The organism is Pseudomonas sp. SA195 (assembly GCF_054131565.1).
Map to the genome: position 1 here is coordinate 2,420,459 of NZ_CP096392.1, position 26,321 is coordinate 2,446,779.

At 62.8% G+C, this 26,321-nt stretch carries 19 protein-coding genes; 11 read left to right on the forward strand and 8 right to left on the reverse strand.

Going from position 1 to position 26,321, the window contains the following annotated elements; genetic code table 11:
• Positions 1 to 14: 14 nt before the first annotated feature.
• The 4 genes from M1D78_RS11145 to M1D78_RS11160 all read right to left on the reverse strand — a co-directional run bounded on the left by M1D78_RS11145 (position 15) and on the right by M1D78_RS11160 (position 7,968).
• Complete coding sequence (locus tag M1D78_RS11145; protein WP_437419202.1) at positions 15 to 1,367, reverse strand: alanine/glycine:cation symporter family protein; 1,353 nt, start codon at positions 1,365 to 1,367, stop codon at positions 15 to 17.
• 407 nt (positions 1,368 to 1,774) lie between these two features.
• Positions 1,775 to 5,449 carry a translocation/assembly module TamB domain-containing protein gene (locus M1D78_RS11150; RefSeq protein WP_437419201.1) on the reverse strand — a complete coding sequence of 1,225 codons (3,675 nt, stop codon included), beginning with the start codon at positions 5,447 to 5,449 and terminating at the stop codon, positions 1,775 to 1,777.
• Positions 5,450 to 5,457: 8 nt separating this feature from the next.
• Positions 5,458 to 7,179, reverse strand: a complete 1,722-nt coding sequence (locus M1D78_RS11155; protein ID WP_437420342.1) for an autotransporter assembly complex protein TamA — start codon at positions 7,177 to 7,179, stop codon at positions 5,458 to 5,460.
• Positions 7,180 to 7,329: 150 nt separating this feature from the next.
• A complete protein-coding gene (locus M1D78_RS11160; RefSeq protein ID WP_437419200.1) occupies positions 7,330 to 7,968 on the reverse strand; it encodes a GNAT family N-acetyltransferase in 639 nt (212 codons plus the stop codon).
• 126 nt (positions 7,969 to 8,094) lie between these two features.
• Between M1D78_RS11160 and xthA the strand changes: the two genes are divergently transcribed.
• The 10 genes from xthA (at position 8,095) to xylB (ending at position 20,167) form a co-directional block, all read left to right on the forward strand.
• Positions 8,095 to 8,907 carry an exodeoxyribonuclease III gene (gene xthA / locus M1D78_RS11165; protein ID WP_437419199.1) on the forward strand — a complete coding sequence of 271 codons (813 nt, stop codon included), beginning with the start codon at positions 8,095 to 8,097 and terminating at the stop codon, positions 8,905 to 8,907.
• A 160-nt stretch (positions 8,908 to 9,067) separates the two neighbouring features.
• Entirely contained in the window at positions 9,068 to 10,435 is a 1,368-nt protein-coding gene (locus M1D78_RS11170) for a substrate-binding domain-containing protein (RefSeq protein WP_437419198.1), read from the forward strand.
• A 99-nt stretch (positions 10,436 to 10,534) separates the two neighbouring features.
• Positions 10,535 to 11,467, forward strand: coding sequence for a carbohydrate kinase family protein (locus tag M1D78_RS11175; protein WP_437419197.1), 933 nt, complete (start codon positions 10,535 to 10,537; stop codon positions 11,465 to 11,467).
• 70 nt (positions 11,468 to 11,537) lie between these two features.
• Entirely contained in the window at positions 11,538 to 12,443 is a 906-nt protein-coding gene (locus tag M1D78_RS11180) for a helix-turn-helix domain-containing protein (protein WP_437419196.1), read from the forward strand.
• A 299-nt stretch (positions 12,444 to 12,742) separates the two neighbouring features.
• Positions 12,743 to 14,050 carry an ABC transporter substrate-binding protein gene (locus tag M1D78_RS11185; protein WP_437419195.1) on the forward strand — a complete coding sequence of 436 codons (1,308 nt, stop codon included), beginning with the start codon at positions 12,743 to 12,745 and terminating at the stop codon, positions 14,048 to 14,050.
• A 70-nt stretch (positions 14,051 to 14,120) separates the two neighbouring features.
• Positions 14,121 to 15,065 (forward strand): carbohydrate ABC transporter permease, encoded by a 945-nt coding sequence (locus M1D78_RS11190; protein ID WP_437419194.1) that lies wholly within the window; start codon positions 14,121 to 14,123, stop codon positions 15,063 to 15,065.
• A gap of 10 nt (positions 15,066 to 15,075) precedes the next feature.
• On the forward strand, positions 15,076 to 15,909 hold the full coding sequence (locus M1D78_RS11195) for a carbohydrate ABC transporter permease (RefSeq protein WP_437419193.1): 834 nt from the start codon (positions 15,076 to 15,078) through the stop codon (positions 15,907 to 15,909).
• Positions 15,910 to 15,944: 35 nt separating this feature from the next.
• Positions 15,945 to 17,048 (forward strand): ABC transporter ATP-binding protein, encoded by a 1,104-nt coding sequence (locus M1D78_RS11200; protein ID WP_437419192.1) that lies wholly within the window; start codon positions 15,945 to 15,947, stop codon positions 17,046 to 17,048.
• 106 nt (positions 17,049 to 17,154) lie between these two features.
• Complete coding sequence (locus M1D78_RS11205; protein ID WP_437419191.1) at positions 17,155 to 18,633, forward strand: mannitol dehydrogenase family protein; 1,479 nt, start codon at positions 17,155 to 17,157, stop codon at positions 18,631 to 18,633.
• 10 nt (positions 18,634 to 18,643) lie between these two features.
• Positions 18,644 to 20,167, forward strand: coding sequence for a xylulokinase (xylB, locus tag M1D78_RS11210; protein ID WP_437419190.1), 1,524 nt, complete (start codon positions 18,644 to 18,646; stop codon positions 20,165 to 20,167).
• 383 nt (positions 20,168 to 20,550) lie between these two features.
• Here the strand turns inward: xylB and M1D78_RS11215 are convergent, their stop codons facing one another.
• Complete coding sequence (locus M1D78_RS11215) at positions 20,551 to 21,777, reverse strand: acyl-CoA dehydrogenase (RefSeq protein ID WP_437419189.1); 1,227 nt, start codon at positions 21,775 to 21,777, stop codon at positions 20,551 to 20,553.
• 144 nt (positions 21,778 to 21,921) lie between these two features.
• Here M1D78_RS11215 and M1D78_RS11220 point away from each other — a divergent pair, with 144 nt between their 5' ends.
• Positions 21,922 to 22,836 (forward strand): LysR family transcriptional regulator, encoded by a 915-nt coding sequence (locus tag M1D78_RS11220; RefSeq protein ID WP_437419188.1) that lies wholly within the window; start codon positions 21,922 to 21,924, stop codon positions 22,834 to 22,836.
• A 17-nt stretch (positions 22,837 to 22,853) separates the two neighbouring features.
• On the opposite strand, the gene gntR is transcribed toward M1D78_RS11220, so the two are convergent.
• From gntR to M1D78_RS11235, 3 genes are all read right to left on the reverse strand, one after another.
• Positions 22,854 to 23,873, reverse strand: coding sequence for an HTH-type transcriptional regulator GntR (gene gntR / locus M1D78_RS11225; protein WP_437419187.1), 1,020 nt, complete (start codon positions 23,871 to 23,873; stop codon positions 22,854 to 22,856).
• A gap of 67 nt (positions 23,874 to 23,940) precedes the next feature.
• Complete coding sequence (locus tag M1D78_RS11230) at positions 23,941 to 24,957, reverse strand: TRAP transporter substrate-binding protein (protein WP_437419186.1); 1,017 nt, start codon at positions 24,955 to 24,957, stop codon at positions 23,941 to 23,943.
• Between the two features lie 50 nt (positions 24,958 to 25,007).
• A complete protein-coding gene (locus tag M1D78_RS11235; protein ID WP_437419185.1) occupies positions 25,008 to 26,285 on the reverse strand; it encodes a TRAP transporter large permease in 1,278 nt (425 codons plus the stop codon).
• Positions 26,286 to 26,321 lie beyond the last annotated feature (36 nt).

Here is a 26,321-nt window from a genome sequence, read left to right on the forward strand (position 1 = left end):
GTGGCCCAGGTTGATCAGGCTGAATGGGTGCGGGCGAAATACTCACGGGTCAACTTGACTACGACCGGGCTCAGCAGCAGCAGCGAAACCAGGTTCGGAATGGCCATCAGACCGTTGAGGGTGTCCGCCAGCAGCCAGGCGAAATCCAGTTGAGCGATCGCGCCGAACGGTACGGCGACGACCCAGATAATGCGGAAGGGCCAGATCGCTTTGGTGCCGACCATGAATTCCCAGCAGCGTTCGCCGAAGTAGCTCCAGCCGAGGATGGTAGTGAACGCGAACACCACCAGCGCGATGGTCAGCAGAGGGCCGCCAACGCCCGGCATCGCCTGCTCGAACGCGGCGGCTGACAGTGCCGCTCCGCTCTCACCGCTGGTCCAGACACCCGAGCAGATGATCGCCAGGCCCGTGATGGTGCAGATGATGATGGTGTCGATGAAGGTGCCCATCATGCCGATCAGGCCCGAGCGTACCGAGCTCTGGGTGGTACCGGCTGCCTGCGCGATCCCTGCAGTACCAAGACCGGCCTCGTTGGAGAAGATGCCGCGTGCGACACCGAAGCGGATCGCCGCCATGACCGCCGCACCGGCGAAGCCGCCTGTGGCCGCGATGGGCGTGAATGCATGGGTGAAGATCAGGCTGAACGCGCCGGGAATGCTCTCGGCGTTGACCACCAGCACGACGATCCCGGCAATGATGTAGGCCACGCACATGAACGGCACCAGCGCCGCGGCAACCTTGCCAATCCGCTTGATGCCGCCAAGGATCACCAGCCCGACGAAGACCATGGTTACCAGGCCGGTGACCCACAGGGGCACGGCGAAGGTAGCTTCCAGGGCCAGCGCCATGCTGTTCACCTGCACCATATTGCCGATGCCGAAGCCGGCCAGGCCACCGAATATCGCGAATGCGCCACCGAGCCACAGCCAGCGCTTGCCCAGCCCGTTCTTGATCGCATACATGGGACCGCCGACGTGCTCGCCGCGCTCGTCCTTCTCGCGGTAGTGGACAGCCAGCACGACCTCACAATATTTGGTCGCCATGCCCACCAGAGCGGTACACCACATCCAGAACAGCGCACCCGGGCCGCCGAGGAAAATCGCCGTGGCGACACCCGCGATGTTACCCGTACCGACCGTAGCCGCCAGGCAGGTCATCAGCGCCTGGAACGGGCTGATTTCGCCCGTCGCCTCATCGCCCTTGGCACGGCCGCGCCAAATCAGGGCGAAACCGGTACCGATCCGCACCAGCGGCATGAACTTGAGCATGACCATCAGGAAAAGGCCGGTACCGAGGATCAGCACCAGCATGGGTGGGCCCCAGACGAGCCCGTTGACGCTGTTGACGAGGTTTTGCAGGAATTCCATTCAAGGCACCCTTATTCGTTATGTTAGACATCCTTGCCCATGCGGGCCGCGTGCCAGCTGTGTACCTCTGTAGCCAAACGAAGCCAGCCGATCACAAGAGCACACGCGGCGCGGCAATGGCACCACGTCAATGTGGCGTCATTGCCGGCAGCTGCCACGGCCCGTGGTAGAGCCAAGCGGCGGCTGCCTTGCAAGGAGCGACCGGGCGATCCTACCACCACCCTGCACACTTGGCGCCAGCCTGAAATAGCGGGCCGGGCCCTTGTCCTGGAAACCGAAAAACGACCCACAGGTCATGCGCTGAAGGGCAGCAGGTTACCGGTTACGTAAGCCTGCTCAGCGTAGCCGAGCCAGGCAGGTGCGCCAGCGTGACGGGCAGATATTTTTGCCAGCGGAGCGGGTGCCAGTCAGAAGTTGCGCCGATAGAACACATCGAGAGAACTGGCCAACCCGCTTGCCGCCTCGAGGAAGATGCGCTTGGTCAATTGGTACCGCAGCGCAATGGTGTTGGCCGGCTCGAATACACCCACGCCGTAACGAAGCGTCAGGCGATCGGTGATGCGGCCACTGGCGACCACACTGGTGTCATTGCCGCTACCCTCGGTGTCCAGTTGAAAGTCCTGGATGCCAAGGCGCTGCGCGACGTTACCCGTCACCGATGCGCTACCTGCCAGCCCCAGCCCCAACGCCGCCTGCGCCAGCATGTTGTTATCGCCGGTTTCGGCTCCGAGCGGCCGGCCGAGAACGAGATAGGACAGTGCCTGCTCCTGACTCATCGCCGGTTCGGAGAACACATCCACCCGCGGCTGTTCGGCACTGCCGGTGATGCGCAGGCCGGCGATGACGTTGTCCGCCTCGATCCGGCGTATCGCTTCGATATCCAGGAAAGGCTGCGCCAGCACACCCGTGAACAACAGGCGGGCACGGCGGATGGTCAAGCGCTGCCCGTAGGCGCGGTAACGTCCATTGTTCAGATTCAGCTCGCCGCGGGCATCGAGGTTGTCGCCAATGTGCAGATACCCCGCCAGGTCCGCGGTCAGGCCGAAGCCGGAAAAGCGCAGCCTGTCCTGGCCGACTTCGACCTGGATGTCCATGCGCATGGCCAGCGGCGGCTGCGTGTCTTCAGCTTCCTCGCCAACGATCACCGCATCGCTCGACACCTTGACGGTCGACGGCGGCAGCTCACGTACCGTAATCGTGCCACGTGGTACGCGCACCTTGCCGACCACCGCCAAGGCGTCGCCAGCGAGCTGCAACCGCAAATCAGGCTCGACTTCGAGTTCTGCGTAGGGCTCGACGATCACCGGCAGGCGGCTGCCCTTGACGCTGATGTCCAGGTCCAGCGAATCGCCCCAAGCGACGTGGCCGCCGATCGCGCCGCGGCCTTGCTCGCCGCTGCGCCAATCGCCGTCCAGCTGCAATCGTTCCCCATCGATGCGCGCCTGCAGCTGCAGTTGTTCGAAGCTCACCGGCAATTCGCTACCGGCGATCTCGCCGCCGGTGAGATTCAACTCGCCGGTGACCTGAGGCTTGGTCAGCGTGCCAGATAGCGTGCCGCTGCCGTTGAGCTGGCCTTCGAAGCGATCGACCTGCGCGATGAAGGGACGCGCCACGGAAAGATCAAGCTCACGCAGGCGGAAATCACCAGAAATGGGCTTTTGCTCTCCGGCGGGGTCGATCTGCAGGTTGACCGCCAGCGAGCCGAGCGGCCCGCCTTCGAAATTGAGCTGGCTGTCGATACGCGACGGGGCGAGGTCGCTGCTCAACGCCAGCGTGCTGTATGGGAAATCCAGCCATCGTTCGCCCTCGCGGATACGTAAGGTTCCTGGCCCTGCGTCGACCCGAACACTACCGGTCGGCCCAGCGGCAGGAATGTCCAGCGACAGGTCGGCATTGAGTTCGCCCTGCCAGGCGAGGTTTTCCGGCAGGTATCCGGCCAGTGAATCGAGCGGGAAGTCCCTGAGGTGATAGCGCAACCGCGGATCTGGAGCCAGGCGCTGGTCCTCTGCGCAAAGGGATGCCGGGCCGGAAGCCCAGCAATGGGCGCCGAGATCGATCCGCCCGCTTGCCAATCGCTCGAGCCTGGCAGGCTGGCGAAGGGTCCAACGTTGGCTTTCGGCCTCGATCTCCGCGCTCAGCAACCGACCGCGCCAGTCGTCCCCGCTGAGACCACCCGCGAGTGCAAGGTCCAGGTCGACAATGGGCCCCTGCAGTGCGAGCTCCGCGCTGTGGGCCTCAGCCGTGCCACTGGCAGACAAGCCCAGCGCGCCAACGTCGGTCTCGCCTACTCCAATGCCGGTTGCGTCCAGGCGCAACCGCCCTCGCTGGCCTTCAGTGAGCGCCGCTGACACTTGCAGACGGTTAACCTGGTTCGCCTCTAGAGCGAGGCCATTCCCTTCGAGTTCGAGCGTGCCCTGTGGAGCGTCCAGCGTTCCGGCAAGCTTCAGACCACCGGATACGCGCCCTGTCAGGTGTGGCCACAGCTGCGCCAGTCGAGGCAGATCCAATTCCAGCTCTGCGCGCAGCGCGTCGCCCAGGCTTGCGCGCCCTTGTACGCGGTTGTCGCCGAGCCGCAGGTCCAGGGTTGGTACCTCCCAGTCCGCCCCTTCTCCGCTGGCGCGTAATTGCAGTTGCAAGGGTTGGCGCCGGAGCGTGCCGTCCAGGTCGAGTTGCGCCTGGGCCTGAAGGGCTTCATGAAGGCTGCCCTCACTGGTGAGCGTGCCGCGCAGCTGGCCAGGTAGCTCGGCGACCCAGTACGCTGGGTCGAGCTGGCTCAGCTCGAGCCGGGTCTTCCAATCGATGCCGTCTGCAAAGCCGATGCTCAGGTTACCCGCGGCACGCCCCTGCCCCGCCACGAGCTCCAATTGCGGCAGATGGACCACCTCGAGATTGCCGCTGACTGGGCTGCGCAGGCTGAAGTCGCCCGCTGGGCCAGACAGGCCCGCGTCGAAGTTGCCGAGGTAGTTGCCGTCGTCGTATTGCACCTGCGCGTCGAGCCGGCGCAGGGCAACGGGTGGCTCGTCGACGTCCGGGTAAAGACGCCGCCAGGGAAAATCACGCCAGGCCAGCGCGGCATCGGCGCGCAGTCCGTCCGTCCAGCCTGCCTCCCCCTTGAGTGACACCGTCCGATCTTCCCCGGCGTCGAGCAGCAGCTGCTCGATGCGTGCCTGCTCGGCATCGACAATCGCGCTGAGGCGAAGGCCGACCGCACCGCCTTCGCCCTGTAGGTTGCCCTCGCCTGCCAGCCGGTAGCCCTGCTGCATATCACCCTCGGCGCTCACTTCAAGCCGCTCCAGGCGCAAGGCATCGGGTAGCTCGGGGCTGGCTTTGAAGTCATCGACAGCAACCACCAGGTGTGCGGGCAGGTCCTCTTCGAGGGGCCTGATCCGGCCGCTGATGCGCGCGTCCAGGTAGCCCTGGCTTTGTACATCAAGCATCAGGTGCTCACGCAACTCACCGGTCGCGCGGAGCATGACTGCCCAGGGTTGTTCACTGGGTGAGCGGAGCGCGACGGCGCCACTCACGTCCAATGGCCAGTCGCCTTCGGGCACCAGCCTCCCCGCCATGTCAGCGGACAGGTCGGAACGGCGAATCTGCAGCGCACCTATGTCGAGCCCTTCGCGCCGCCAATCGGCGCGCAGCGACAATTCCTGCAGCTGTTCGGCCCCGTTGAACTGAACCTGGCCGACTTCGACCCGCTCGATGCGAAGCGCCAGTGGCAGTTTCAATTCCGGCAGTTCAATCGGTCCGCTGCTCGGCTCGTCGGGGCCGGGCGGAATATGCACGTCGATATCGCCTGCGACCAGCGCCTCGATGCACAGAGTCCGGCGGAGCAGGCATGACGGCGACCAATCCATCCGCGGCTCGGCGACTTCGACTCGCTTGCCGTTTTGCTCCCAGACCAGACGGTCGGCCCGCCAGCGACCGGCGAGCCGCCCCTCGAAGGCCTCGACTTCCAAGCCGGGCACCTTTTCCAGCACCCAGCGGCTGCCCGCACCGGTGCCGAGCACCGCACCCACCGCCAGTACCAGGAGAAGGATGAGCGCGACGACCGCCAGCAATACCCACCCGATGATCCGCACACCACGCCTCACAATTCGGGCCCCATCGAAAAATGCAGGCGCACCCCGCCCTCGCCATCAAGCGGATGCGCCAGGTCGACACGGATCGGCCCGACCGGCGATACCCAGCGCACGCCAAGACCGACGCTGCTCTTGAGCGACGGAATCTCCAGGGAATTGAACGCGTTGCCTTGATCGACGAAAGTCGCCACGCGCCACTGTTCGTTGATCGAAAACTGGTACTCGGCGCTGACCGCCAGCTGATAGCGCCCGCCGATGCGGTCGCCGTCGGAATTGGTCGGCGACAGGCTCTGGTAGTCGTAGCCTCGGACGCTTTGGTCGCCACCGGCGAAATAGCGCAGAGACGGCGGCACGTTGGTGTACTCGTCGGTCCAGTTGCCGCCAACCTGTACCCGCCCGAGAAAGCGATGCCGCCCACCCAACGTGGTCAGCCCCTTCACGGTCGCGTTGGCATGGATCAGATCGGCGTCGGAAAGCAGGCCCTTCTTCGCCGCAGCCAGTTCGAATTCCAGACGGTAGCCGCGGTTCGGGTTGATGCGATTGTCGCTGCGCAGGTAGCTGTACGCCACACCGGGCATCAGCAGCCTACTGATGCCCGTATCGTCCCCCAGTTCGTAGCGCTCGTGGCGCCATTTGAGCGACCAGATACGCTGCCATCCGCTGGGTAATTTTCGGTGCCATTCCGGCCCAATGGTGAGCAATTGGCTGAGGCTGTCGTCGTCGGCGATCTGCTCGTACTGGTAGCCAGCGGCGTAGCGCAACTTGTCGGTGAGCGGCGGATCTAGTGGCACGTCGTACCAGAGCCCGATGTTTTGCCGCGGCGCCGATAGCTCCGACTCGATACCGTAGCTGTGCCCCTGCGGGTTGACCCAGTGACGCAGGAAGTCGAAACGCACACGCGGGCCGACATCCGTGGAAAAGCCGAGGCCGAGGCCCAGCGTGCGGGGATCACGCGTGGTGAGCAGCACGGAAACGGGGATGCGCTGCGCCTGAGCATTGGACGGGTTGGCGTCCACCCGGACGCCCTCGAAGTAGCCACTCGACTGCATCGCCTGGTTGAGGTCCGCAATCAGCTCGGAGTCATAAGGCGTATCGGGCTCGAAGGGCACCATGCGCGCGAGCAGGTCGGGGTCGAACGGCGAATCGCCTTCGAAGGCAACGTCACCCAGTCGATAGCGCGGGCCGCTCTCGAACACCAACTCGACATCGGCCGTGTTCTGCGCCGGGTCTATCGCCAGGCGCTGGCGGACGAAACGGCCATCGAAAAAGCCGTACCGGGATGCCTGGTTGAGAATCTGTTGTTTGGCGCTTTCGTACTCGCCGTGGTTGAGCGCCTCGCCGGGTTTGAGCCGGTTACGGGGGACGCGGAAGGTCTGGAGTTGTGAGGCCGGGCCGTCTACCCGCAAGGTGACATTGCGCAGCCGTACCGGATCGCCCGGCTCAATGCGTACCCGCAAGCGCGGCGGCTCACCGCCGATGACCTCCGTCTCGATCGTGGCGTTGTAATGCCCCAGCGCTTGAAGCGCTTTCTCCGCCTGATCGTGAACGATGCGGCTGTAGCGCAGCAGTTCGTCCTCACTGCGGTCGCCTAGGTCGCCAATGTAGTTTTCGACGTTCTCGCGCAGGGCACCATTGGACGGCTCGACATCGACGTCGAGCTCCGCTGCAAAAACCGGAGCCGCAAGCAACAGGACAAGGCCGGCCGGAACCACACGGCGGCACAGTGAAATAGACATGGCGAGCGATGCTAGCACGACACGCACCGGCTTCCGGTGCCACATCGATACGCATTGCACGGCAGGGACGGCATAACCCAAGGCATAGACTGACTTCATCGCTAACCCGCCGTTTCGACTGCGCAGGCGCCGCAAAATTCGCCATCAGCCGACGCCGGCTTCGACAACCTGCGGCGCCGGATGGAAAAACACATGCTCGACCACCGGCCCGATCGCCACCTGACCGACGTTCTGGTAGCCCTGCCGCTCATAGAAATGCAGGTAGCGCGGGTTGCCCGTATCGATCATCAACCCCTCGGAGCGGGTGTCCTGGGCACACCAGTTATGCAGTGCTTCGAGCAGCTGCTCGCCATAGTGCTGCCCCTGGTACTGCGGATGCACGGCCATCAAGGGCAACAGGTGATAACTGCCGGGCGGCAGGCAACCCAGCACGGTGGCGTGGTAATCCAGGTAGCGACGGGTACAGCGAAACCCTGCAGTGAGCAGCATGCGCATGCGCCAGAACCAACTTTCGGTCACGTCCAACCGGCGTTGAGGAGGCGCGATGAGCGCGACGGCAATGAGCCGGTCATCCAGCAATAGGCCGAGGGCAGGCTGCTCCTGCGTCAGGTGCTGGTTGACCAACTCACGCACTGTCGCGCGAACACGATGCTCGTAGCCCGGCCGATCGGCCTCGAACAGGTAAGCAAAGGTGGGTTCGTGACGGTAGGCGTGATACAGCAGCGAGCGGGCCTCCCTGGCGTATCCACTGTCCAGCATTCGTACGTCGGCGGGCTTGGGCATGGTGGCTCTCTTGTTCTGGTCAGGCTGAGTTCACGGTAGCACCGCCGCGCGCGACACGCCTGGCCGCCTGCCTGGCCGGTGGTGGCATAAGCCGTTTAGAATCGCGCTTTTTCGGGAGCAGCGACGATGAAGCTTGTTTCATTCAATATCAATGGCTTACGCGCAAGACCTCATCAACTATCTGCACTGATAGAGGCACATCAACCGGATGTCATCGGCCTTCAGGAAACCAAAGTGGCCGACGAGCAGTTCCCCCAGGGCGAAATCGAAGCGCTGGGTTATCACGTTCATTTTCATGGCCAGAAAGGTCACTACGGTGTCGCCCTGCTCTCCCGCCAGGCACCGCTCGAGATTCATAAAGGCTTTCCCGGTGATGGCGAGGAATCGCAGAAGCGCTTCATCTGGGGCCGCTTCGCCGATGCCAACGGCCAGCCCGTCACCGTCATGAACGGCTATTTCCCCCAGGGTGAAAGCCGCGCCCACCCCATCAAATTCCCCGCCAAAACCAAGTTCTATGCGGACCTGCAGGCATTGTTGGAACAGCGCTTCACTCCGCAAGACGCCGTCGCGGTCATGGGCGACTTCAACATTTCACCCGAGGATTGCGACATTGGCATTGGCGAAGTGAACGCCAAGCGGTGGCTACGTTCCGGCAAGTGCAGTTTCTTGCCGGAAGAGCGCGAATGGCTGACCAGGCTGAAGAGCTGGGGCTTGCAGGACAGCTTCCGTACGCTCAATCCCGAGGTCGTCGACCGCTTCAGCTGGTTCGACTACCGCAGCCGCGGCTTCGAGGACAACCCGCGACGTGGCTTGCGCATTGATCTGATCCTGACCACCGCAGGCCTGCACGAGCGTGTCGTCGATTGCGGCGTGGACTACGACATCCGTGCCATGGACAAGCCCTCGGATCATTGCCCGGTGTGGATCAAGCTGCGCTAAGACTCGGCTTACTAGAAAGCGACGCTGTCTGCACTTGCAAAGCGGTGACCCGATGGAATGTGACAGAGGGCACAATGCCATCGCCCGCGAATGCGGTGTCACATAACTGCAAGGAAACCGTCTTAATCTCGCCCGCTTCTATGCATGGGAGTGTGGCTTCATGGGATTTACGGCGTCCGTCGGCTTTGTTGTATCCAGGGCGCTGCGCCCGGTTGTGTTCAGCCTGGCGTGTCTGGGTTTGGCCGTTCCGGGCGGCTCAGCCATCGCCGCTGAAGCTGGTTCCGTGTTGCGCATCCAAGGCTCTAACACGGTCGGCGCCAAGCTGGCGCCCATGCTGATCGCTGGCTATTTCGATTCCCGAGGCCTGCAGTCGGTGCGCATCGCCCCGGCGGGCCGCGAGAACGAACAGCGCATCACAGCGACAGACAGCAAGGGCAACGCCGTACATGCGTTCGTCGCGGCGCACGGCACCGGTACCGGCTTCGCCGGGCTGAAAGACAGCACGGCCGACCTTGCCGCCGCATCGCGCCCAATCAAACAGAGCGAAGCTGATGGTCTCGCCGCATTGGGCGACATGCGCAGTGCTGAAAGCGAGCAAGTCATTGCGATCGACGGGCTTGCGGTGATCGTCAATCCAGCCAACCCTGTCCAGTCCCTCAGCGTGGAGCAGGTGGCGCGCCTATTCGCCGGTGAAGTGACCAACTGGCGCGAGCTGGGCGGTGCGAACCTGGCGGTGGAACTGCATGCCCGCGATGACCAGTCCGGCACCTACGACACCTTCAAGGAACTGGTACTCGGCAGCCAGGGCAAGGCGCTGGCCTCGGGTGCGGCACGCTACGAATCCAATGACGCCCTGTCCCAGGCCGTCAGCAATCGTCCAGGTGCAATCGGCTTCGTTGGCCTTGCCTCGGTCGGTAAGTCCAAAGCGCTGGCTATCACCGATGGCGACTCGCAGCCCATGCCGCCCAGCACCGCACTGGTCGCCACCGAGGACTATCCCTTGTCGCGCCGCCTGTTTCTTTATGCCGACCCGAAGAAGCAATCCCCCTGGACTCGCGAGTTCCTGACCTTCGTCCACAGCCCGGCAGGGCAAGCCATCGTCGAGCAGTCCGGTTACGTTGCGCAGGCCATCGCGCCAATCAAACTGCCCGTGCAGGCCAGCATGCCGGACGCGTACCAGGCGCTGGCCCAGGATGCCCAGCGGTTGACCGTTAACTTCCGCTTCGCCGAAGGCAGCGCTCAACTGGATAACAAGGCCCAGCGCGACGTAACCCGGCTGATCGACTACCTCAACAGCCACGACAAGACGATGAACGCCGCAGTGCTGGTGGGTTTCGGTGACGCACGCAACGACCCGGCACGGACCGCACTGCTGTCGAAGCTGCGCGCCATGGCTGTGCGTCGCGAGCTGGCGCGCGGAGGCATTCTTGTCAGGGATATCAATGGCTTGGGCGATCAACTTCCAGTGGCTTCCAACAGTGAAGCCGGCCGGATCAAGAACCGTCGCGTCGAGGTCTGGCTGTACTGAAGCGAGTGCAAGATCGTATCGGCGCCCAGCCCAGCGGGTACTGTCTCGTCGCAAGACTCGCGTTTAAGCTCCGGGGATTTCCAGCGAAGGGAACGCCCCATGTACCTCGTCTGTGGTGAAGCGCTTTTCGATGTGTTCGCCGCGCCGGCGGCCAGCAGCAACCGTCTCAACCTCGAAGCCGTCGCGGGCGGCTCACCCTATAACGTCGCCGTCGGCCTGGCACGATTGGGCTCGCCGGTCGCCCTTTTCGGCGGGCTGTCCAGCGACCACTTCGGCCAGTGCCTGCGCCAGTTGCTGGAAGAGGAAGGTGTCGCAACGGATCATCTGGTGACCTTCGACGCGCCGACCACGCTGGCGATGGTCGCGGTAGGGGCCGACGGCTCGCCCGTCTACAGTTTTCGCGGCAAAGGCTGTGCCGACCGCTTGTTGCAGGCCGAACACCTTCATCCACTGAGCGACGCCATTCAAGGCATACATTTCGGCTCCTACTCCCTCGTAACGCCTCCAGTCGCCGACACTTTGCTTGCCCTGCTGGCTCAAGCGAGCACCAACCTTCTGATCTCCCTGGACCCAAACATCCGCCTGAACGTCGAGCCGGACCTGGCACGCTGGCGCGAGCGGGTCGAAGCCTTCGCTGCGCGGGCGCACCTGATCAAGGTCAGCGACGAAGACCTCGCCCTGCTCTACCCGAACGTCGCGCCGCACGCCATCGCGCAGCGCTGGCTAAGCGATCAGGCTGAACTGGTCGTGTTGACGCGTGGTGGCGAAGGCGCGCAGCTGTTCAGCCGGCGGCATGGGCTATTCAATGCCGCCGCTCAGTCAGTTCAGGTACGAGACACCGTAGGCGCAGGCGATACCTTCCAGGCGGCGCTCCTGGCCTACCTGGACGAACAAGGCCTGGCCTCACCGCAGGCGCTAGCGCAGATGCAGCCTGAGCAACTCGAAGCCATGCTCGTGTTCGCCGCCAAGGCCGCTGCCATTACCTGTTCGAGACGGGGCCCGGAATTGCCGTACCGATACGAAATTGCCTGAGCGACTTGGTCATCGCCGCCCCAGCAGCTATAAAAAACCCTTCGAGGCTTGTCACGACAACGGACCCTGCATGAGAGCGTTGAAGATTTCCGATCCGTCCTACGAACTGATGGACGACCACCACGGCAATTCGCTGATTTACCGCGAACACGGTTTCCCTTGCCCGCTGGTGCGCTGGCACAACCACAAGGAATACGAGCTGCACCTGATCGTTGCGAGCTCGGGCAAGGTCTTCGTCGGTGACTATGTCGGCAACTTCGGCCCGGACAGCCTGTTTCTGACAGGCCCGCACCTGCCGCACAACTGGATCAGCCAGGTCGAAGACGGCGAGGTGGTGGCCAAGCGCGACATGTTGGTCAATTTCACCGACGAACTGCTCGAAGCCGGTCACGCGGTGTTTTCCGAACTGCGTAGCTTCACCCCGATGCTCGAGCGCTCGCGGTACGGCATTGAGTTCCGTTGTCAGCACACCATTGCCCAGGCACGCGACCTGATGCAGCAGATTGCCGACAGCCACGGCGCCACGCGCCTGGGCTATTTCCTGATCATCCTCGAGCTGCTGGCTCGCTGCGACGACTACCAGCTGCTCTCCGGCTCCACCTCGGCGCAGCTCAGCGACGAGCACCACGCGGACCGCACCAACATGGCGGTCAACTACATCTTCGAGAACTACATGCGCGAGCTTCCGCTGGAGGAAGTCGCCAGCCACCTCGGCATGAAGCCGACCTACTTTTCCCGGTTCTTCAAGCGCGCCACCGGCCGCTGCTACGTCGAGTTCGTCAACAGCTTGCGCATCAGCAAGTCGTGTGAGCTGTTGCTCGACCAGGACAAGCCGGTCACGGATGTCTGCTTCGAGTCAGGCTTCAACAACCTGTCGAATTTCAATCGGCGGTTCCAGCAACTCAAGGGCATGACGCCGTCTTGCTATCGCCGCCTGGTCGAGCAGCGCCTGACCGAACAGAACCTGGCCGGCTGATACGCTTCCGGCCCGCCGTGCGCCGGCCTTATCACGCCCCCTTCGCTCGTTTCAGCTACCATCCCGCAGCGGGCAACTCCCATGCTTGAGCCTTTACGCTCGGATTAAGCCGTACGCCGACACCGTAGAGGCCGCCCACATCCAAGTGCAAAAAAGTACCGAACTCAGTGCAGTCAGGGCTTTGTCGCCCTTTGATGCCCAGCGTTGTAATGGCCCTCGAGACGCTCGTAGCGCAGTACGCGGGCAACAACAAAAACAATAAGTGCTTCCACCGCCGGACGTGGAAGAGGAGTCCAGGAATGAAGACCTTCAACTTGCTGCTCGGCACCGCCTGCATTGCCACCGTCGGCATGGCCCAGGCCGCCGAAACCCTCACCGTCGCCACTGTTAACAACGCGGACATGATCCGCATGCAACGCTTGTCCAAGACCTTCGAAGAACAGCACCCCGACATCGACTTGAACTGGGTCGTGCTGGAAGAAAACGTGCTGCGCCAGCGCCTGACCACCGACATCGCCACCGACGGCGGCCAGTTCGACGTCCTGACCATCGGCATGTACGAAGCGTCGCTTTGGGGCGACAAGGGCTGGCTGGCGCCCATGACCGATCTGCCCAATGACTACGACCTCGACGACGTATTCCCGTCCGTCCGCGAGGGCCTGTCGGTGGACGGCACCCTGTACGCGCTGCCCTTCTACGCCGAAAGCTCGATGACCTACTACCGCACCGACCTGTTCAAGCAGGCCGGGCTCGAAATGCCTGAGCACCCGACCTGGACCCAGATGGCCGAATTTGCCGAAAAGCTGCATAAGCCCGGCGAAGATCAGTACGGCATCTGCCTACGCGGCAAGGCTGGCTGGGGCGAGAACATGGCGCTGGTTACGACGATTGCCAATGGTTTTGGCGCGCGCTGGTTCGATGAAAAGTGGCAGCCGGAATTCACCGGCCCGGAATGGACAGAAGCGGCCAAGTTCTATGTCGACGTGCTGAGCAAATACGGCCCGCCCGGTGCATCGAGCAACGGCTTCAACGAAAACCTCGCACTGTTCAACAGCGGCAAATGCGCCATGTGGGTCGACGCCACCGTCGCTGGTTCTTTCGTGACTGACCAATCGCAAAGCAAGGTCGCCGACAAGGTAGGTTTCGCCTTCGCCCCACATGAAAAGACTGAGAAAGGCTCGGCCTGGCTCTATTCCTGGGCACTGGCGATCCCCTCCAGCTCGCAGCAAAAAGAGGCCGCCAAGACCTTTGCCGCCTGGGCCACCTCGAAGGACTACGCCGAGCTCGTCGCCGAGACCGACGGCGTCGCCAACGTGCCGCCGGGCACGCGTGAATCCACCTACAACGACGAGTACATGGCCGCCGCGCCGTTCGCCGAGATCACCCTGGAATCGCTGAAGCAGGCCGATCCCGCCTCGCCATCAGCCAAGTCTGTGCCCTACGTCGGTATCCAGCTGGTAACTATCCCCGAGTTCCAGGCCATCGGCACCCAGGTCGGCAAGATGTTCTCCGCCGCGCTGACGGGCCAGATGCCGGTGGAGCAGATGCTCACCGCGGTGCAACAGTCGACCACGCGTGAAATGAAGCGCGCGGGTTATCCCAAGTAGGCCGCCCGAAGGCATCCCCAAACGAGGGCTCGCCGAGCCCTCATCAGCCTTCCTTCTGCGGAGCACCACCATGGCCACTACCACGACAATTCCAACCAAGGCCACCGCCACACCTGCCTCCCCGGAACCTGACGCCCGTCGCCGGTCGAGGTTCTCGCCCAGCTGGTTTCTGGTCAGCCCATCGGTCGCCCTTCTGCTCTTGTGGATGCTGGTTCCGCTGTCAATGACCGTCTACTTTTCGGTAGTGCGCTACAACTTGCTTTATCCGGTGGAGAAGGAATTCCTGGGCCTGGAGAATTTCTATTACTTCCTGACCGACGCCGGCTTCATTCCCGGCATGACCAATACCCTAATCCTGGTCGGCAGCGTCCTGCTGATCAGCGTGGTGCTTGGCGTGTTGATCTCGGCGCTGCTCGAGGCGGCGGAATTCGCCGGTCGGGGCATCGTCCGCGTGCTGCTGATCTCGCCGTTCTTCATCATGCCCACGGTTAGCGCCCTGGTCTGGAAGAACCTGATCTACCATCCGGTCTCGGGCATTCTCGCCGCCGTCTGGAAATTCTTCGGCGCGCAGCCTGTGGACTGGCTCGCGCAGCATCCGCTGTTCTCGATCGTGATCATCGTGTCCTGGCAGTGGTTGCCTTTCGCGATTCTGATCCTGATGACGGCCATGCAGTCCCTCGATCAGGAGCAGAAGGAAGCCGCCCGCCTAGACGGCGCTGGCCCAATTGCCATCTTCTGGCACCTGACATTGCCGCACCTGGCGCGCCCCATCGCCGTGGTGGTGATGATCGAAACCATCTTTCTGCTATCGGTCTTCGCCGAGATCTTCACCACGACCAGCGGTGGTCCCGGCTATGCATCGACCAACCTTGCCTACCTGATCTACAACCAGGCGCTGCTGCAGTTCGATGTCGGCATGGCCTCGGCCGGCGGGTTGATCGCGGTGGTGATTGCCAACATCGCGGCGATCATCCTGGTGCGGATGCTCGGCAAGAATCTCACCGAGAAATATTGAGGACAGACCGATGCTGACGCTCAAACAAAGTCGCCGCCTCAACACCCTGCTGGTCGGCCTGCTCGCCTGGGCCGTGGCACTGCTGCTGTTCTTCCCGATCTTCTGGATGCTACTGACCAGCCTGAAGACCGAGATCGACGCTTTCGCCACGCCGCCGCAGTTCATCTTCACGCCCACGCTGGAGAACTACCTGCACATCCAGGACCGCAGCGGCTACTTCAAGTACGCCTGGAACTCGGTGACCATTTCCTTCGGAGCCACCGCGCTGGGCATGCTGATTGCCATTCCCGCCGCGTACTCGATGGCCTTCTACGAGACCAAGCGGACCAAGGGCACCCTGCTATGGATGCTCTCGACCAAGATGCTGCCGCCGGTGGGCGTGCTGGTGCCGATTTACCTCTTGGCCAAGCAGTTCGGCCTGCTCGACAGCCGTGCGGTGCTGATCATCATCTACACGCTAATCAACCTGCCGATTCTGGTGTGGATGATCTACACCTACTTCAAGGACATCCCCCGCGACATTCTCGAAGCGGCCCGCATGGACGGCGCCACGCTGATGCAGGAGATGGTTCGCGTGCTGTTGCCGATCAGTAAAGGCGGGCTGGCCTCGACCATGTTGCTGTCACTGATCCTGTGCTGGAACGAGGCCTTCTGGTCGCTGAACCTGACCTCGTCCAATGCCGCGCCGCTGACCGCGCTGATCGCGTCCTACTCCAGCCCCGAAGGGCTGTTCTGGGCCAAGCTCTCGGCCGTTTCCACCCTCGCCTGCGCACCCATCCTGATATTCGGCTGGATCAGCCAGAAGCAATTGGTCCGTGGCCTGTCGTTCGGCGCCGTGAAATAACCGCCGAACCGAGAAGAACAACAGAGGATTCGAACATGGCAGATTTGAAAATCCACAACCTGAAGAAAGGCTTCGACGGCAACGAGATCATCAAGGGCATCGACCTGGATATCCGCGACCGTGAGTTCGTCGTCTTCGTCGGCCCGTCCGGTTGCGGGAAGTCCACCTTGCTGCGCCTGATCGCCGGGCTCGAAGAAGTCAGCAGCGGTCGGATCGAGCTCGATGGCCGTGACATCACCGACCTCAGCCCGGCCAAGCGTGACCTGGCCATGGTGTTCCAAACCTACGCGCTCTACCCGCACATGACGGTGCGCAAGAACATGTCCTTCGCCCTCGACCTGGCGGGTGCCGACAAGCAGGAAGTCGCGCGCAAGATCGAAGCCGCCGCCCGCACCCTGGAGCTGGAACCGCTGCTCGAACGCAAGCCACGGCAACTGTCCGGCGGCCAGCGCCAGCGCGTCGCCATCGGTCGCGCCATCGTGCGCAACCCCAAGGTGTTCCTCTTCGATGAGCCGCTGTCGAACCTCGACGCCGCACTGCGCGTGCAGATGCGTCTGGAGTTGTCGCGCCTGCACCAGGAGCTGCAGGCCACGATGATTTACGTCACCCACGATCAGGTCGAAGCCATGACCCTGGCCGACAAGGTCGTAGTGCTCAACGGCGGCCGGATCGAACAGGTCGGCTCCCCCATGGAGCTCTACCACCACCCCGCCAACCTGTTCGTCGCTGGTTTTCTCGGTACGCCGAAGATGGGCTTCCTCAAAGGGCGGGCCAGCCGGGTCGAAGCCAGCGGCTGCGAAGTCGAGCTCGACGCCGGCTGCCGGCTGTTCCTGCCGGTCAGCGGCGCCACATTGAAAGCGGGCGATCCGGTCACGCTTGGCATTCGCCCCGAACACCTCAACCGCGGCAGCGAAGGCAACTGCCAGCTAACGGTGAAGGCCGACGTCAGCGAGCGTTTGGGCAGCGACACCTATTGCCACGTCATCACTGGCAATGGCGAGCAACTGACCATGCGTATCCGCGGCGACTTCACCCCGCGCTATGGCGAGACCCTGGCGCTCACGCTCGACGCTGCGCACTGCCATCTGTTCGACAGCGACGGACAGGCCGTCGGCCAGCCGCTGCAACAGGTCGCCTGAACCCGCCCGGTCGCCGACAGGCACCGGCCCCTTTAATCGATTCGCTGACCCCTGGTCAGCGATATCGGCCCCGGCTTTCCTTTTCTCACGCCCAGCGAGGCCTGACATGAAGTTGAATCGACAGAACTTGGCACAGCTGCCCGCTTACGTGGCCCGCCCCACTTACGAACTAGCCGACGTCACGCCCGGCATCGCCCACATCGGTGTGGGCGGTTTCCACCGCGCGCATCAGGCCGCCTACACCGACGCGCTGATGAACACTGGCGAAGGGCTCGACTGGGGCATCTGCGGTATCGGCACGCGTGCCGACGAGGTCTCCATGCGCGATGCATTGGGCTCGCAGGACTATCTATATACGCTGGTCGAACTCGACGACCGCCCAGACACCGAAGTGCGTGTTATCGGCAGCATCCGCGACATGCTGCTGGTGACCCAGGACGGTTCCGAAGCAGTAGTCGCGAGGCTCGCTGACCCAGCCATACGCATCGTGTCCCTGACCATCACCGAAGGCGGCTATTGCCTGGACGACAGTACAGGCCAGTTCAACGCCGACCTGCCACACGTGCAGCACGATCTGCAGAACCCGCGCACCCCGATCAGCGTGTTTGGTCTGCTTTGCGCGGCGCTGGCCAAGCGCCGTGGTGCTGGCAGCCGGCCGTTCACGGTGATGTCATGCGACAACCTCCCCCACAACGGCGACGTCACCCGCAAGGCCACGCTGGCCTTCGCCAATCTGGTGGACGCCGAGCTGGCGCGCTGGATCGAGCAGAACGTCAGCTTCCCCAATGCCATGGTCGATCGCATCACGCCGATGACCAGCGTCGCCCACCGCGCCGACCTCAAGCGGCAGCATGGTATCGATGACGCTTGGCCCGTCGTCTGCGAACCCTTCGTGCAATGGGTGCTGGAAGACAAATTCGTCGCCGGCCGCCCGGCCTGGGAAAAGGTCGGCGTGCAGTTCACCAACGACGTTTCACCCTACGAGGAAATGAAGATCAAGCTGCTCAACGGCAGCCACCTCGCGCTGACTTACCTCGGTTTCCTGCGCGGCTATCGCTTCGTCCACGAGACCATGGCCGATCCGTTGTTCGTCAATTACATCCGCTGCTACATGGACGAGGACGTTACCCCGCAGCTCGCCGCCGTGCCGGGCATTGACCTGGCGCAGTACAAGCAGACGCTGATCGACCGTTTTTCCAACTGCGCCATCGCCGATCAACTGGAGCGCGTGTGCTCGGACGGCTCGTCCAAGTTTCCGAAGTTCACCGTTCCGACCATCAACCGCCTGATCGCTGACGGTGCCGCGCTGGACCGCGCCGCACTAGTGGTCGCCGCCTGGGCGCTGTATCTACGTGGCGTTGATGAAAATGGCGTGCAGTACCGCATTCCCGATCCGCGTGCGGATTTCTGCCAGTCGCTCGTCGAGGAAGATGCCGGCCTGGCCGAGCGCCTGCTCGGCCGGGAGGAAATCTTCGGCCCACAGATCCCACGTTCGGCAGCGTTCCGCGATGCGTTCGAGCGCAACCTGCTGCGCCTGCGCACGTTGGGCGTCAGCGCCACGCTCGAACTACTGTTGACGCAATGAGGTGACGGGCATGTTTCTCGGCATCGATTGCGGCACCCAGGGCACCAAGGCGTTGCTGCTCGACCCAGCGAGCGGTCGCGTGCTTGGCCAGGGCTCGGCGGCGCATACGCTCATCAGCGGCGCCAACGGCCGGCGCGAGCAGGACGTTACGCAATGGACGACCGCGTTTGTCACCGCTACGAAAGCCGCCCTGACCGAGGCCGGCGTGGACGGTCACGAGGTGCTGGGCATTGGTGTATCCGGGCAGCAACACGGGCTGGTCACGCTCGACCGCGACGGCCAGGTACTGCGCCCGGCCAAGCTCTGGTGTGACACGGAATCGGCTACGGAAAACGTCGCACTGCTCGACTGGCTGGGCGGTGAACAGGGATCGCTCGAGCGCCTTGGGGTCGTCATCGCGCCGGGTTATACCGTCTCGAAACTCTTGTGGATGAAGGCGCGGCACCCCGCGCTCTTCGAGCGGATTGCGCACGTCCTCCTGCCCCACGATTACCTGAATCATTGGCTCACCGGGCGGGCTTGCGCCGAGTACGGCGATGCGTCCGGCACCGGTTATTTCAACGTGCGCACGCGCGAATGGGATCTCGGCATCCTGCGCCTTATCGACCCGAGCGGTCGGCTGGAAGCCGCACTGCCGGAGCTGATCGAGCCGGACCACGCCGTTGGCCGCCTGCGCCCGGAGATCGCCGAGCAATTGGGGCTGAACCCCAACGCCATCGTCTCCAGCGGCGGCGGCGACAACATGATGGGCGCCATCGGAACCGGCAACATACGCCCCGGCGCCATCACCATGAGCCTCGGCACCTCCGGCACGCTGTACGCCTATTCCGACGCGCCGCGCATCAGCCCGCAGCCAGCGGTCGCCACTTTTTGCTCGTCCAGTGGCGGCTGGCTGCCGCTGATTTGCACCATGAACCTAACCAACGCCAACGCAGCGATCCGCGACCTGCTGCAGCTCGATCTCGAATCATTCAACACACTCATCGCGCAGGCGCCGATTGGCTGCGAGGGCATCAGCATGCTGCCTTTCCTCAACGGCGAGCGCGTCCCCGCCCTGCCCCAAGCCAGTGCCAGCCTGCACGGCCTGACCACGGAAAACCTCACCCGTGCGAACCTCTGCCGGGCCGTCGTCGAGGGCGTCACCTTCGGCCTGCGCTATGGCCTGGACCTACTGCGCGAAAGCGGCATCCGCAGCGAGCGCATCCAGCTGATCGGCGGCGGCGCGAAGAACCCGCTGTGGCGCCAGATCGTCGCCGACATCATGGAAACGCCGGTGGTCTGCACCACCCACAGCGAAGCCGCAGCCCTCGGCGGCGCGATCCAGGCGGCGTGGTGTCATGCGCGACAAAGCAATCCCATCGCGAGGCTAGAGGCAATCTGCTCACGGTGCGTGCGGGTCGATGAAGCAACAGCGGTCGAACCCCAGGCGGAATCGGTTCGGGCTTACGAACAGGCCTATCGGCGCTATCGACGGCTGGTCATCGATATCCATGGTCAGCGAACACCACCGGATCTAGTCACCGCGGTGCCATAGGAAACAACGCGGGAACGCTGCCAACACCCCCGAGCACACCCTCTTCGCGAGCAAGCTCGCTCCTACAGGGTTCTGCGCTGCCTGTAGGAGCGAGCTTGCTCACGAATGAGGCGACGGGTTACCCGGTGGTCGCGGATACGAACAGGCCTATCGGCGCTATCGGCAGCTGGTCATCGACATCCATGGTCAGCGAACGCCACCGGATCTAAGCACCGCGGTGCCATAGTGCACCAAGCGTGAACACTGCCAACACCGCCGAGTACACCCTCTTCGCGAGCAAGCTCGCTTGCTCGCGAACGGCTGCGCAGAACTCTTCATACCGATCCCAAAAAAGCGAAGCCACTCACGTGGCTTCGCTTCGAGCTGCCTGACACCAAACCACCTTAGCGGCTACGCAGCGCCTCGCGCGGCACGTACTTGCCCAGCTCGTGACGCGCGATGGCGACCCGATGCACCTCGTCCGGGCCGTCGGCCAGGCGCAGGGTGCGCTGCATCGCCCACCAGTGCGCCAGCGGGAAGTCTTCGGAAACACCGGCGCCACCGTGGATCTGGATGGCGCGGTCAATGACCTTCAGCGCGACGTTGGGCGCGACCACCTTGATCTGCGCGATCTCGCTGGCGGCGATCTTGTTGCCGACGGTATCCATCATGTACGCCGCGTTCAGCGTCAACAGGCGCGCCATGTTGATCTCGATGCGGCACTCAGCGATGTAATCGAAGTTGGCACCCAGGCGCGCCAGCGGCTTGCCGAACGCGGTACGGTTCACCGAACGCTCGCAGAGCAGCTTCAATGCACGCTCCGCTACACCTACCGAGCGCATGCAGTGGTGGATACGGCCCGGCCCTAGTCGACCTTGTGCGATCTCGAAACCGCGACCTTCGCCGAGAATCACGTTTTCGTATGGCACCCGGACGTTTTCCAGCAACACTTCCGCATGACCATGGGGCGCATCGTCGTAACCGAACACCGGCAGCGGGCGCAGCACCTTGAGGCCAGGCGCATCCATTGGCACGAGGATCATCGAATGCTGAGCATGGCGTGGTGCGTCCGGGTCGGTGAGGCCCATGAAGATCATCACCTTGCAACGTGGATCGCAGGCGCCTGATGTCCACCACTTGCGGCCGTTGATGACCCATTCATCGCCCTCACGCACGGCGCGGGCTTGCATGTTGGTGGCGTCTGACGAGGCCACACCCGGTTCGGTCATGCCAAAGGCCGAACGGATTTCCCCACGCAGCAGCGGCTCCAGCCACTGCTTCTTTTGTGCATCGCTGCCATAGCGCACCAGCACTTCCATGTTTCCGGTATCCGGCGCAGAGCAGTTGAAGGCTTCCGGGCCGATACCCGAGCTGCCCATGATCTCGGCGAGCGGTGCATATTCGGTATTGGTCAAGCCCGCGCCCAACTCCGACTCCGGCAGGAAAAGGTTCCACAGCCCCTCGGCTTTCGCTTTGGTCTTGAGCTCCTCGACCACGGCAGTGGGCTGCCAGCGATCGCCTTCATTGACCTGCTGATAGAACACCTTCTCGGCGGGATAAACGTGCGCATCCATGAACGCCTGGACGCGCTCACGTAGCTCTTGAACCTTGGGGGAATAGGCGAAATCCATGGCAACAACCTTCTGGAGGTAACGTTTTGTAGTTTTGAATGCTAGAGGACGCTTGGCGATTTATCGAAGCTATTTTCCTCGTGTATAAACATTCATCACCGATATATGATCGGCGAATTCCGATACACGCCAGAGAGCACAACAATGAACCTGAACAAGGTCGATCTGAATCTGTTCATCGTCTTCGATGCAATTTACACCGAGGCCAATCTGACCCGTGCGGGGCAGATCGTAGGCATCACCCAGCCCGCCGTGTCCAATGCCCTGGCGCGCCTGCGCGAAACCTTCAATGACCCGCTGTTTGTACGCACTGCGCAAGGCATGGTGCCTACCCCGATGGCGCAGAACATCATCGGCCCGGTAAGGAATGCGCTGCAGCTGTTGCGCGTATCGGTGCAGGAAAGCCGCACCTTCAACCCTGCCCAGGCCAACAAGACCTTCCGTATCAGCATGACCGATCTCACCGAGGCGGTAATGCTGCCCCCTTTGTTCCAACGCCTGCGTCGCCTGGCACCGCACGTGAAAATCGAGAGCATGCTCGCCAAGCGTCGCGAGACCACTAAGGAACTTGCCGCCGGGCGTCTGGACTTCGCCATGGACGCGCCGTTGAATACCGACCCGCAGGTGCGGCACGTCAAGCTGCTGGAAGATCGCTATATCTGCGCCATGCGCCGTGGCCATCCACTGGCGAAGGACAAGATCAGCCTGGACGAATACCTGGCGCTCTCGCACATTCACATTTCCAGCCGCCGAAGCGGGCTGGGCATGGTCGACCTGGCACTCGGCAAGATGGGCCAGCAACGCAAGATCGCCCTGCGTTCGCAGCATTACCTGATGGCCACCCAGGTAATCCAACAAACGGATATGGTCGTGACAGTACCCGAGCGATTCGCCCGCCGGCATGACTTGCACCAGGTCCCGTTGCCAGTCGATATCCCGCCGCTGGAAACACACATCTACTGGCACGAAAGCACTGATCAGGACCCGGCCAACCGCTGGATGCGCGAACAAATGATCGAAATCGCGCAACAGGTCACTGCAGCGCAGCAGGCAGACTGAAGCAAGCAGGACGGTAATCAGGCGCTTTCGCGCATTACTACTTCGAAACCTACGTCGATTCGCCGGGAAGCCGGCGATTCGCCACGCATCAGGCTGAGCAGCATCTGTGCCGACAGCTTGCCGATCTCGCCGCGAATGGTGCGCACCGTGGTCAATGCCGGGTGCATCCACGCCGCGGCTGGTAAGTCATTGAAGCCGGCAATCGCCAGCCGCTCTGGTACGGCGAGCTGCAGCTGGCGAGCGCGGAACAGCGCGCCGAGTGCCAGGTCGTCGTTATTGAAGAAGATCGCGTCGATTTCCGGATGCTGTGCAAGCAAACGATCGAGCAGCTCGGCGCCGAGACCGATCGACGAGACTTCCGGTGTCAGCAGCTCCAACGCTTCCTGGTAGCGAGACGCCTCGCGCATCACGCTGCGATACCCCTCGGCACGCTGTAGCGTGCGTGGGTCGAGCTGGGCGGCGGCAAAGGCAATATGCCGATAGCCGCGCTCCAGCAACTTGCGGGTCATGGCAGCCCCTGCGTCGTACTGTGAGAAACCGACGCAATATTCCTCGTCCGAATCGCCCAACTCCATCAGCGTGACGATGGGGCTGGTGTAACACCCCAACACCTCGCGCGCGGCGTCGCTGCGTTCGAATCCGGTGATCAGTAACCCTGCCGGCTGGTGCGCAAGATAAGCACGAAGCAAACGCTCGTCCTCATCGGGCCGGTAATGGCTAACGCCGATCATCAATTCGTAGCCAGCTGGCATCAGTACTTTCTGGATCGCCTCGACCATATCGACGAACACGGCGTTGGACAGCGACGGGATGATCACCGCCACAAGGTTCGAACGCGCACTGGCCAGACTGCGCGCCGCCGTATGCGGCACGTAGCCGAGCGTCTTTACTGCCGCCATGACCCGCTCGCGCAAGGCATCGGAGACCCGTTCGGGTTGCGACAGTGCACGCGAGGCAGACATTAACGAACAGCCAGCGCTGCGGGCCACGTCGGACAGGGTGACCCGTTCGAGCGAACGGCGGCGGCGAGAACTCATGGCACGATCCAGCGGCGAGGGGCGGAGATTCTACAGCGAGATGGCGCCCCCGAAGGGGCGCGGCGGCTTACTTCGGCGCCTTCTCGATCTCGGCCTGCACTTCTTTGAACAGCGGCTCACCGACGGTATCGATCACCGTCTGAATGGCCGGCTGGGCCTGTTCACGCATGCGCTGGATTTCCTCGGAGCTGACCTTGTTGATCTGCATACCCTGCTGCTCGATCTTGGCCAGCGCTTCGCGTGCTTCCGCGCGGGTGTCCTCGCGCTCGGAATCGCGCGATTTTTTAGCCGCGTCCATGATGATCTTCTGCTCGGTTTCGGAGAGGCCATCCCACCAGCGCTTCGATGCCGTAACGATCCAAGGGCTGTACACATGGTTGGTCACGCTGAGGTACTTCTGCACCTCGTAGAACTTGGACGAGAGGATGGTGTTGTAGGGATTCTCCTGCCCGTCGACCGCCTTGGTTTCCAGCGCGGTGAACAGCTCTGAGAATGGCAGCGGCACGGCGTTGGCACCCATTTGCTTGAAGGTGTCGATGAAGACCGGGTTAGGCATCACGCGCAATTTGATGCCGTTGAAATCTTCCATCTTCTCGACCGGGCGCACGTTGTTGGTCAGGTTGCGGAAGCCATTCTCCCAGTAGACGAGACCGACCAGACCCTTCGCTTCAAGCGCATCCATGACCTTTTGACCAACCGGACCATCGAGCACGTAGTCCGCCTGCTTCTCGCTCTCGAACAGGAAAGGCGTATCCCAGACGGCCATTTCCTTGGCGATACCGACGAGGGTCGCGGTAGAACCGACCATCATTTCCTGCGCGCCGCCCATCAGTGCGTTCTGCATCTGGTCATCCGAACCCAAACTGGCGGAACCAAACGTGCGCACTTTGAGCTTGCCGTCCGAAGCCTTGGCAATCTCCTCGGCAAACACCTTCGCTGCGCGCCCCTGGTTGCTGTCTTCGTTAAGGCCGTAACCGAAACGGATCATCCTTGGGCGGATATCGTCAGCGGCCTGTGCGGTCACGGCGGTGATGGCACTGCCGAGTGTGGTGGCAGCGAGGGCTGCGATGAGGAATTTCTTCATGCTGTCTTACCTCTTGTTGTTGTGGATGAATGAAGTGTTAGCGCACCCGGTTACCGCAGCCACTGCAGCGGCACGGTGATGATCGACGGCACAGCGATCAGCAGAAGCACGATGGCCATGTAGATGGCGAAGAACGGCATCACGCCACGCACTAACGTCTCCATGCGCAGCCGCCCTATCCCACCGACGACGTTGAGTACCGTACCGACTGGTGGCGTGATCAAGCCGATCGAGCCGATCAGCACGAACATCACCCCGAAGTACACCGGATCCACCCCGGCCTTGACCGCGATCGGTGCGAGCACCGGGCCGAGGATCAGGATGGTCGGTGTCAGGTCCAAGACCATGCCGATGGCAATCATTAGCAGCATGATCGCGAACATCAGCAGTTTCGGATCCTCAGCCAGCGGGCCGAGCATCGAGGCGATTTCGTCCGGCAGTTGAGCCAGCGTGATCATGTAGCCGGACACAATGGCCGCGGCGCAGAGAAACATGACTGATGCGGTGGTGCGGCTGGCGCGGGTGAGCACTTCGACCACACCCCGCCAAGCCAGCTCACGATAGAGCAGCGTCGACACCGCCAGCGCATACACCGCCGCGACAACGGCCGCTTCGGTCGGGGTGAACAGGCCGCCACGCAACCCGCCGACGATGATCACAGGCAGCATCAGTGCCGCAGCGCCATCGACCAGCGCTTTGCGTCGCTCGGCGCGGGTGGCCTTTTCTTGTGGGGGCTCTTCGATCTTGCGTGCAATGAGCGTCCAGGCGACGACCAGGCCGGCGCCCATGATCAGGCCGGGCACCATACCGGCCAGGAACAGCTGGCTGATCGAGGTATTGGTGACCACGCCATAGATGACGAAGGGCATCGACGGCGGAATGATCGGCGCGATGATGCCACCGGCTGCGACCAGACCCGACGAGGAACTCAACGGATAGCCACGCTCGCGCATCATCGGCAGCAACAGCGTCGCCAACGCCGCCGTATCGGCCAGTGCGGAACCGGACATGCTTGCCAGCAGCACGGATGCGGCGATAGCGACGTAACCCAGCCCACCGCGCTTATGGCCAAAGTAGGCTTGCGCCATAGCGATGATCCGCCGGGAAATGCCGCCGGCATTCATCAGCTCGCCAGCCAGAATGAAAAACGGCACGGCCAGTAGCGGGAAGCTGTCGGCGCCGGCCTGAAGGTTCTGCGCCAACAGTTGCACGTCCCAGAAATCCAGATACCACATCAACACCGCGCCCGTGAGGATCAGCGCGAATGCGATCGGCATGCCGAAGGCCATGAAGCCGAACAGCGATGACAAGAAGACGACGACAGTCATGTACGGTCCTCGTGGGCGTCTGCCCTTGTTGTTATG